Raw genomic sequence first — 11,636 nt, forward strand, 5'->3', positions numbered from 1 at the left:
TTTATTATCTATTTATATAAACCCAACCTTCATATTCTTTTTTACTACCATCATTAAGTTTTATAAGGTAATAGTAGGGCCCTACAGGTACAGGGTTACTTCCATAAAAAATAAGACTCGCATTTGCATATCCATTCCACCAAATAGGTTTCTCCCTACCATTATTTTCATATACATAAGTTTTTCTTCCAGATCTACTATAAATTTCTATTGAAAAGTCAGGATATTTTAGTAGAAAAGGGATTACAAATTCATCATTTACTTTATCATTATTTGGAGAAAAACCCTCTGGGGCTATATTACAATCGGTTATATCTAAATAATCTGGCAAACCATCAAAATCACAATCTCCTATGTTTTCATTGTTCGTCAAAACACCGTCCCCATCGTCATCTGGATCTAAATAATTGGGAATACCATCCTTATCAGTATCATCATTATTCAAAATGTTATCTCCATTTATATCTTCATCTAAAGTTAATATACCGTCTTCATCATCATCAATATCTTGAAAATTTGGTATATTATCATTATCGCTATCCAATAAGTTTTTTAATTCTTTTATGTCTATTCTTCCATCATTATCACTATCTATACCTCCAACTTCCTCAACATCATATGCTCCATCGTTATCACTATCTAAATCTTGAAAATCTGGTATATCGTCATTATCTGTATCTGGTAAAGAAACTACTATACCTCCTAGAACTGAGTCTACAAAATCTATAACACCATTATTGTTAGAATCAATCCGGTCATCAATCATACCATTATTATCTTCATCTAAATTTAGATCGATCCCCCCTTCAATAAGATCTGAAATCCCATCATTATCAGAATCTAGATCCTGAAAATCAGGAATATTATCATTATCTGATCCATCTGGTATTACAATACCCTTTGCACCAGTAAAACTATTAGTATAGTCTTCATCAACAACATCCAAAAGCCCATCAAAATCCTTATCTACAGTACTATCCAATATACCATCTCTATTACTATCTACTGATGCTGAATTTTGACCACTTTCAACAAGATCTAGAATTCCATCGCCATCACTATCAAGATCAAACCTATCTAGTATTCCATCTCTATCAGTGTCTCTATTTGAATCTTCATTATCCTCATTACTATCTAATATCCCATCATTATCGTCATCTAAGTCATAAAAATCAGGAACCCCATCCTTATCATTATCAATAATAAGTATGTTAATCATGGTTTGAACTTCCTCTGCTGTTGCAGGATTGCTAAACAAGTTAGGATTAGCATCTATATGATCTTGATAGAAAATCTCTTTAGAAGGATCAGTTCCTACGATAGTTGGTGATATTCTATTAATTTGATCTACCGTAATTACTGAGTTTATTCTATCTGGAGTATCTCCCTCTCTTCCTATCTGAGCAAGAACACTTTGTGAAGTATTTACTACATTTATCATAGACTGAACTTCGAATATCGTTGCTGGTGTACTAAATAAATTAGGATTAGTATCGATATAAGCTTGATAGTTTATTTCATAAGCTGTTTCAACTTCTGTAATTGCTGGATAAATTTTATTGATCTGACTTACTGTTACAGCTGAATTAATCCTATTTGGATTGTCCCCTTCATTTCCTATTTGCTTTAAAACACTTTGAGAGCTGTTAACAATATTTATCATAGATTGAACCTCTAATACTGTAGCTGGGCTACTAAACAAGTCAGGATTCAAATCAATATAATCTTGATAGAATTTTGAGTATTCTGAATTAGCTCCTATTACAGGTGGATTAATCTTATTTATCTGATCTACAGAAATTACGCAATTTACTATATCTGGAGAATCTCCTTCTTTCCCTATCTGAACTAAAGCACTTTGTGAAACATTAACAATATAGATCATGGACTGAACCTCAAATGCCGTGGCTGGTTCACCAAATAATTCAGGGTTTGCATCAATGTAATCTTGATAAAATTGTAAATTTTCTAAAGATGCTCCTATTATAGATGGGTTAATCATATTTATTTGAGCAACCGTTACTACTGAATTTACTGAATTTGGATTATCTCCTTCTTTTCCTATTTGTTCTAAGACACTCTGTGAGGTATTCACCACATCAATCATCGATTGGACTTCCGATACTGTAGCTGGACTACTAAATAAATCAGGATTCGAATCAACATAATCTTGGTATAAGGTTTCATAAGTAGGATTTGCTCCTGTAACTGCCGGACTGATCGTATTGATCTGAGCAACCGTTACTACTGAATTTACTGAATCTGGATTATCTCCCTCACTTCCAACCTGCTCTAAAACACTTTGTGAGGTATTCACCACATCGATCATCAATTGAACTTCCGCTACCGTAGCAGGACTACTAAATAAATCAGAATTCGCATCGATATAATTTTGGTATAAAGTTTCATAAGCAGGGTTCGCACCTATAACCACAGGACTAATCGTATTGATCTGAACAACCGTTACGACTGAATTTACTGAATTTGGACTGTCTCCCTCGTTTCCGATTTGCTCTAAAACACTTTGTGAGGTATTTACCACATCAATCATCGATTGGACTTCCGCTACCGTAGCAGGACTACTAAATAAATCAGGATTCGAATCAACATAATCTTGATATAAAGTTTCATAAGCAGAATTCGCACCTATAACCACAGGACTAATCGTATTAATCTGAGCAACCGTTACTACTGAATTTACTGAATCTGGATTATCTCCCTCATTTCCTATTTCCTCTAAAACACTTTGTGAGGTATTCACCACATCGATCATCGTCTGTACTTCGACTACCGTAGCAGGACTACTAAATAAATCAGGATTCGAATCAATATAGTCTTGGTATAAGGTTTTATATACAGTTTTCGCACCTGTAACTATTGGACTGATCGTATTGATCTGAATAACCGTTACTACTGAATTCACTGAATTTGGATTATCTCCCTCATTCCCTATTTGTTCTAAAACACTTTGTGAGGTATTCACCGAATCAATCATCCCCTGTACTTCTGATACCGTAGCAGGGCTACTAAATAAATCAGGATTCGAATCAATAAATTCTTGATATAAGGTTTCATGAGATGAATTCGTACCTGTAACTATAGGACTGATCGTTTTGATCTGAGCAACTGTTACGACTGAATTCACTGAATCTGGGTCGTCTCCCTCGTTTCCTATTTGCTCTAAAACACTTTGTGAGATATTCACCGAATCAATCATCCCCTGTACTTCTGATACCAAAGCGGAGCTACTAAATAAATCAGGATTTGCATCGATATAATCTTGATATAAGGTTTCATAAAATGGATTCGCACCTGTAACTACTGGACTAATCATATTGATCTGAGCAACTGTTACGACTGAATTCACTGAATCTGGATTATCTCCCTCGTTTCCGATTTGTTCTAAAACATTTTGTGAGGTATTCACCACATCGATCATCGATTGGACTTCCGCTACCGTAGCGGGGCTACTAAATAAATTAGGATTTACATCAATATAATCTTGGTATAAGGTTTCATAAAATGGATTCGCTCCTATAACTGCAGGATTGATCGTATTGATCTTAGCAACCGTTACTACTGAATTTACTGAATCTGGATTATCTCCCTCATTTCCTATTTCCTCTAAAACACTTTGTGAGATGTTTACGACATCAACCATCGCCTGAATTTCTCCTGCAGTTGCTGGGTCACTAAACAAATTTGGATTTAAATCGATATAATTCTGGTATAAAGTTTCATAAGCAGGGTTCGCACCTATTATAATAGGCCTGATAGTATTAATCTGAGCAACCGTTACGACTGAATTTACTATGTTTGGTTTATCAGCCTCACTTCCGATTTGCTCTAACACGCTTTGGGATGTATTAACCGAATCGATCATTGTTTGTACTTCAACTACAGTAGCAGGGTTGCTAAATAAATCAGGATTCGCATCGATATAATCCTGATATAAACCTTCATAGGATGGATTCACACCTATTACCATAGGCATGATAGTATTGATCTCAGCAACCGTTACGACTGAATTCACTATATCTGCATCGTCCCCTTCTTTTCCAATTTGCTCTAACACACTTTGGGATGTATTAACCAAATCAATCATCTTTTGTACTTCAACTACCGTAGCAGGGTTGCTAAATAAATCGGGGTTCGAATCAATAAATTCCTGGTATGAAGTTTCATAAGATGGATTCGCACCTATTACCATAGGCCTGATAGTATTGATCTGAGCAACCGTTACGACTGAATTTACTATGTTTGGTTTATCAGCCTCACTTCCTATCTGATTTAAAATATTCTGCGATTGATTAACTACATTCACCATATCTTGAACTTCAGATACTGTAGCTGGGTTGCTAAATAAATTAGGGTTCGAATCAATAAATTCTTGATACAAGTTTTCATTCGAAAATTTCACATTTGAAATAAACGGATCAATACTAGCAATTTGATTTACTGTAATATTTGACTTTATTAAATTAGGAATATCCGCTTCATTTCCTATTTGTTCTAAAATAATTTGTGTAAATGTAGAAACCTTAACAGTAACTTCAAATATTTCACTGGAGCATACTCCATCATATTGAATACCATAATACTTTTTACCATTAATTAAGATCGTTTTATCTTCTAACTCATTTAATCTACTACTTGCATCATCAGCTGATGCATACCATTCTGTTCCCCTTTGTACAGTATATAAAGACGATACCTTTGCATCTGTTAAATGGCTAACCAAAAACTCCTGTTTATCATTCCCCGTGGGTTTTGTTGGTTTTTCTTTCGTTGTGAAATTAACATTAGAAATAGGACTAAAAATATCAGATGACCCATCATTGAATTTTGTAACGGCATATACTGTATAAGGCGTATTTTCATTTAACGACCTAAAATTAAATGTATACTTTTCATTAGCTGTAGTAGCTATTTTACCCTTACTAATAATTTTAAATTCGTTATTATAATCTATTCCTTCCTCGATCTGTAATTCTGTAGGAGCAACAGCCGCACTTGGAATAACGAGATAGCTTGTTATTCCTGTCTTTTCAAATGAATAATCATAGCTGGCGCTTTCACATAATATGTTTTTTACCAATGCTGCCGCATTAGATACTTCCGATATTATATCATTAATCTTAGCTAAAGTTCCTGCGGCATAATAAAACTCTAGCTCATCACTTTGATTATTCTCTAAATCATTAAAGCGAACATAAAGAGCATAGGAACTATCTCTTCTATTTGTTACTACATTTGATGTTTTTGGATCTTGTTTTACAGCATTTAAAAAATAACAACAATTCCCAATAGATGTATGAGCTCTATCTGAATTACTATAAAACAAAACTGCCTCGTCATCAGTAGATATTTTTATCGCCTTAGCTTGATCTAAAGCACTTGTGTTTACAACAAAAGCTCCATTTACGATATTTCCCCGTTCTTTATTTGGGGAGTCAGATTTTCCTACAAAATCATCTTTCGTCCCAATCCACAAACGAATATTTGTTGCCTTCCGTCCACTTTTGTTTATTACTTTTATTTTTGCTTTAATATAAGCTGTATTTTCTTCTAGTGTGTAAGTATTTTCAATAAAAAAATTCTGATTATCAACAACTAAATATCCTGAGAATACTATTTTTCCATATCCTTGTCCTGTAGTACTATTTGTAATAACAAAATTATCATAATTGATATTATAATTCAATAATCCAGGGTTTTGTATTAATCGACCATTATAATTCCAATTATTAGTTCCATCATTTCCTACACCCCAAACAATATCTAAAGGATGTTTTCCATATGTTAATTGTCTCCAAGAACTAGTTTTTTCATTGTAATAGAAAGGCTGTTGCATATTCCCTATTGTATTAATAGAGTTCTCTGAACCTCTTCCTATTCTTATCTTTCCATTGTTTAAAACTTTATTTTGTCCTTTTACTGCTATACTTAAAAAAAAAGTAACTATCACTTTTATATAGCCTAATTTGCCAATTCCTATTGGACTCGAATCGAGAAACCCGAATACTTTTGTCCTTTTTCCCCTATCAAATTTTAACAGTGTTTTTACTATTCTTTTAACATTGTTTCCATAAGTGTTCTTTGAAAATAAAAATTTTGATATCAATAGTTTTTTAATAGCTTTTCTAATTTTAAAAAGAAAATTAGAAAATCGCTTCCAGTGTAAACTTTGACTGTGGTTTGTAATCCTCATATTTTAATTAAGTTGTATTGTGTACTGTCACAAATCTATTTTTACACTATATTAAAAACAATAGGGGTTAACACCAGTTAAAACACTAGTAAAACTACTACAAAAACAACCAAAAGTAAACTATCAAAACTATCCTTTTCTATTACTCTTAAACGAGATAATATGTTAATTAAATTTCTACAGTATTGTTTCTCTTTAACATTTTGTTAATATAACTAGTAGGTATACATTAAGTCAAAACACTTAAAAAAATAATAATCAAATAATTAGCTAAAAAAGAAAAGTATTTTAATGTATATTCACAAGATATAGCTTACATAGTTAAAAATCATTTAAATAATTTCCCCCATAAATTAGAGCAATACAATACAACGCGAGAAAATTCTTCAGATAAAAATACATTTAAAAGTTAATGCAATTACATACAAGTAAAAAAGCTTCCCGAAATATGAGAAGCTTTTTTAATTGTATAGATATATTCTTATTTACTCAAATACATTTTACGTCGAGAGTACAAATCGTAAAACTGATCATCTCTCAAACTATCAATAAATAAAATACTTTCTCCAGTACTTTTCATTTCTGGCCCTAAATTTTTATTAACATTAGGGAACTTATTAAATGAAAATACAGGCTGTTTAATAGCAAAACCGTCTAACTTTGGATTGAAATTAAAATCCGTTACTTTCTTCTCTCCTAACATAACTTTAGTTGCATAATTTACATAAGGCTCTTTATATGCCTTTGCTATGAAAGGTACTGTTCTTGATGCACGTGGATTAGCTTCAATAATATATACCTTATCGTCTTTGATAGCAAATTGAATATTTATCAATCCAACTGTGTCTAAAGCTAACGCTATAGTTTTCGTATACTCTCTAATTTGTTCAAGGACTAATTCTCCCAAATTAAAAGCTGGTAAAGTTGCATTTGAATCTCCAGAATGGATACCACATGGTTCAATATGTTCCATAATACCAATAATATAAACATTTTCACCATCACAAATTGCATCTGCCTCTGCTTCTATAGCACCTTCAAGATAATGATCGAGTAATAGTTTATTATTTGGTATTTTTCTTAATAAATCGACAACATGTTCTAATAATTCATCTTTATTAATTACAATTTTCATGCCCTGCCCCCCAAGAACATAAGAAGGACGTACTAAAATTGGGAAATCTAATTCATCAGCTAGCGCTAGTGCTTCATCTGCAGTTTCTGCAACACCAAATCTTGGATATGGAATATTATGATCCTTCAGTAGTGTTGAAAAACTACCTCTGTCTTCTGCTAAGTCTAATGCTTTAAAACTTGTCCCTATTATAGGTATTCCATAACGGTCTAGCTTTTCAGCTAGTTTAAGAGCTGTTTGTCCGCCCAATTGCACAATAACACCTTCTGGTTTTTCATGCTTGATGATGTCATAAATATGCTCCCAAAAAACGGGTTCGAAATATAATTTATCTGCAGTATCAAAATCCGTTGAAACAGTTTCAGGATTACAGTTAATCATAATTGTTTCATACCCACATTCTGCTGCTGCAAGTACACCATGAACACAGCAATAATCGAACTCGATTCCTTGACCTATTCTATTAGGTCCAGAACCTAACACAATGATTTTCTTCTTATCTGAAACAACACTTTCATTTGCATGCATTTTTATTCCTTCAGCAGTTTCAATTTCGTTTTCGAAAGTTGAATAATAATAAGGTGTTTTCGCTGTAAATTCAGCAGCACAAGTATCTACTAACTTATACACACGATTTACATTAAGTTCTTCTCGCTTTTTATAAACTTCACTTTCTAAACAACCTAACATATGCGCAATCTGACGGTCTCCATACCCTTTTTGCTTAGCTTCAAGTAATAAATCTCTTTGTAAGGTTTCAATAGTAAAAGAAGAAATTTCTTTTTCTATTTCGAAAAGCTCTTCATATTGCTTTAAAAACCACATATCGATCCTTGTGATTTCATGTATTTTACTGAGTGGCATTCCTATTTGAATAGCGTCATAAATAGCAAATACCCTATCCCATGAAGCAAACTTTAGTTTTTCTTTTATTTTATGATAATCTTTATATCCTTTTCCATCAGCCCCAATACCGTTTCTTTTAATTTCTAAAGATTGTGTGGCTTTATGTAATGCTTCTTGAAAAGAACGTCCGATCCCCATTACCTCTCCAACAGCCTTCATTTGTAGACCTAAAGTTCTATCAGAACCTTCAAACTTATCAAAATTCCAACGTGGAATTTTCACAATGACATAATCTAGTGTAGGTTCAAATAAAGCAGAAGTTGATTTTGTTATTTGGTTATCGAGTTCATCCAAAGTATATCCTGTAGCTAGTTTGGCTGCTATCTTTGCTATTGGATAACCTGTTGCCTTTGATGCCAATGCAGAAGAACGCGAAACTCTTGGATTAATTTCTATTGCAATAATATCTTCTTTTTCGTCAGGAGAAACGGCGAATTGAACATTACAACCTCCGGCAAATTCTCCTATTGATCGCATCATCTTAATAGCCATGTCTCGCATTTTCTGATATGTCTTATCAGAAAGTGTCATAGCAGGTGCTACTGTAATTGAATCTCCTGTATGAATTCCCATTGGATCCATATTTTCAATAGAACAGATAATAACAACATTATCATTGTCGTCTCTCAATAATTCCAATTCAAATTCTTTCCATCCCATCATAGCTTTATCAATCATCACCTCATGTATCGGAGATATTTCAAGACCTCTAGATAATGCTTGCTCAAATTCAGCTTCATCATAAACAATTGAGGCTCCAGCCCCTCCTAGCGTAAAAGAAGCTCTAATACATAAAGGGAAACCAAATTTCTGTGCAATTTCTTTTCCTTTCAAAAAAGATGTAGCTGTTGCCTGTGGAGCCATTGGAACTCCGATTTTTTCCATTAATAATCGAAACTTATCTCGATCTTCAGTAATATTAATAGCATCAATGTCAACACCTATGATTTCAACACCAAAATCTTCCCAAATCCCTTTTTCATCTGCTTCAATACAAAGATTCAAAGCAGTTTGCCCTCCCATGGTAGGTAATACTGCATCAATCTGTGGATGCTCTTTTAAAATTCGAATTATTGACTTTGTTGTTAATGGTAAAAGATAAACATGATCTGCCATTGACGGGTCTGTCATGATGGTAGCTGGGTTAGAATTGATTAAAATAGTCTCAATTCCATCCTCACGTAATGATCTTAATGCTTGTGATCCTGAATAATCAAATTCGCACGCTTGACCTATAACAATAGGTCCTGATCCAATAATTAAAATAGATTTAAGTTCTTGTCTTTTAGGCATTATTAGTTTGTTGTTGTTGAATGTATAAATTTGTTATGTATAAAAAAAGGTGTTACTCATAAAAAGTAACACCTCTATATAAATGATATAAATATCATTATTTCTTTGGTCTTGCTTCAGATGAAACAGACAATCTCTTTCTTCCTTTTGCTCTTCTCCTAGCTAAAACTTTACGTCCATTAGCAGAAGCCATTCTCTCTCTGAAACCGTGTTTGTTTCTTCTCTTGCGTTTTGATGGTTGATACGTTCTTTTACTCATTACAATATATCTTAAATATCTTCTTTAATTGATTTTGCTTTTGTGAAATTCCGTCTGCTAAAAGCGTTGGCAAATATACAATAGTTTTTTAGTCTAGCAAATCCTGAATTCTTTTTTTTTGAAAAAAATCACTTTCTATAAAATTACATCTTTTTACACATTTTTTTTGCCGTGTATTAGTAGAGTTCTTACTTTTGCGCAAACCTAACAATACCATGAACAACACAAAATACGTTTTTGTAACTGGAGGCGTAACTTCATCACTTGGAAAAGGAATTATAGCTGCTTCATTAGCCAAATTGTTACAAGAAAGAGGCTATTCTGTAACCATTCAAAAACTCGATCCCTACATTAATATTGATCCAGGAACTTTGAACCCTTATGAGCATGGAGAATGCTATGTAACAGATGATGGTGCTGAAACAGATTTAGATTTAGGGCATTATGAACGTTTTTTAAATATTCCTACTTCACAAGCCAATAATGTAACAACAGGTAGAATATACCAATCTGTTATAAATAAAGAACGTAAAGGTGAATTTTTAGGAAAAACAGTACAAGTAATACCTCACATTACTGATGAAATTAAAAATCGTATTCAAATATTAGGAAATACTGGTGATTATGATATTGTTATAACAGAAATCGGAGGTACTATTGGTGATATTGAGTCTTTACCATACGTTGAAGCAGTACGACAATTACAGTGGGAACTTGGAGAAGAAAATGCTATTGTTGTTCACCTAACTCTAATTCCTTATTTAGCTGCTGCTGGAGAGTTAAAAACAAAACCTACGCAACATTCGGTAAAAATGTTAATGCAAAGTGGCTTAAGTCCTAATGTACTGGTATGTCGTTCTGAACATGAAATTACAAGCACTATCAAAAGAAAGCTAGCTTTATTTTGCAATGTAAAAGAACAAGATGTTATCCAATCTCTTGATGCTGAAACGATTTATGACGTTCCTAAATTAATGTTTCATGAAGGCCTTGACTATGTAGTTTTAGACAAGTTACGTTTATCTACAAGAAAACAGCCTAAATTAAAAGCTTGGAATGCATTTTTAGAAAAACTCAAAAAACCAGTTTCTTCTGTCGAAATTGGACTAGTTGGAAAATATGTTGAATTGCACGATTCTTATAAATCCATCACAGAAGCATTTATTCATGCAGGAGCTCACAATAAAACAAAAGTAAATGTTCGTTGGATTCATTCAGAGGAATTGACTCCTGAAAATGCTGCTAGCAAACTTCAAGGACTGAATGGAGTTCTTGTAGCTCCAGGATTTGGTGACAGAGGTATCGAAGGAAAGATTGCTGCTGTTAAATTTGTTCGAGAAAATCAAATTCCTTTCTTAGGTATTTGTTTAGGAATGCAAATGGCTGTTATTGAATTTTCAAGAAATGTTCTTGGACTTAGCCAAGCTAATTCTACTGAAATGAATGAAAACACTAAAGATCCTGTAATTAATTTAATGGAAGAGCAAAAAGAAGTAACAGAAAAAGGAGGAACTATGCGCCTTGGTGCGTGGAACTGTCAATTGACGCGAGATTCTAAAGCTTTTAGTGTCTATAATGAAGAAGAATTGATTAGCGAAAGACACAGACACCGTTATGAATTCAATAACAAATATAAAGAAGATATTGAATCTAAAGGAATGAAAACTACAGGGATTAATCCTAAAACAGGACTTGTTGAAATTGTTGAAATTCCCTCCCATCCTTGGTTTATTGGTGTTCAATACCACCCTGAATATAAAAGTACTGTTTTAAACCCTCACCCTCTTTTTGTAAACTTTATAAAAGCTAGTTTAAAACAATCAAAGAAATAA

4 protein-coding genes are annotated in these 11,636 nt (G+C 33.0%); 1 reads left to right on the forward strand and 3 read right to left on the reverse strand.

Translation table 11 applies throughout. The features are described from left to right. Nucleotides 1-4 precede the first annotated feature (4 nt). The 3 genes from AC2GW8_RS03230 to rpmH all read right to left on the reverse strand — a co-directional run bounded on the left by AC2GW8_RS03230 (nucleotide 5) and on the right by rpmH (nucleotide 9,804). Nucleotides 5-6,211, reverse strand: coding sequence for a T9SS type B sorting domain-containing protein (locus AC2GW8_RS03230; protein WP_440881355.1), 6,207 nt, complete (start codon nucleotides 6,209-6,211; stop codon nucleotides 5-7). Between the two features lie 481 nt (nucleotides 6,212-6,692). Continuing rightward, nucleotides 6,693-9,545, reverse strand: a complete 2,853-nt coding sequence (carB, locus tag AC2GW8_RS03235) for a carbamoyl-phosphate synthase large subunit (RefSeq protein ID WP_440881356.1) — start codon at nucleotides 9,543-9,545, stop codon at nucleotides 6,693-6,695. A 97-nt stretch (nucleotides 9,546-9,642) separates the two neighbouring features. After that, a complete protein-coding gene (gene rpmH / locus AC2GW8_RS03240) occupies nucleotides 9,643-9,804 on the reverse strand; it encodes a 50S ribosomal protein L34 (protein ID WP_440881357.1) in 162 nt (53 codons plus the stop codon). 215 nt (nucleotides 9,805-10,019) lie between these two features. On the opposite strand from rpmH, the gene pyrG reads away from it, so the two are divergent. Next, complete coding sequence (gene pyrG / locus AC2GW8_RS03245; RefSeq protein ID WP_440881358.1) at nucleotides 10,020-11,636, forward strand: CTP synthase; 1,617 nt, start codon at nucleotides 10,020-10,022, stop codon at nucleotides 11,634-11,636.

The sequence above is a fragment of the Tenacibaculum profundi genome (assembly GCF_057162725.1).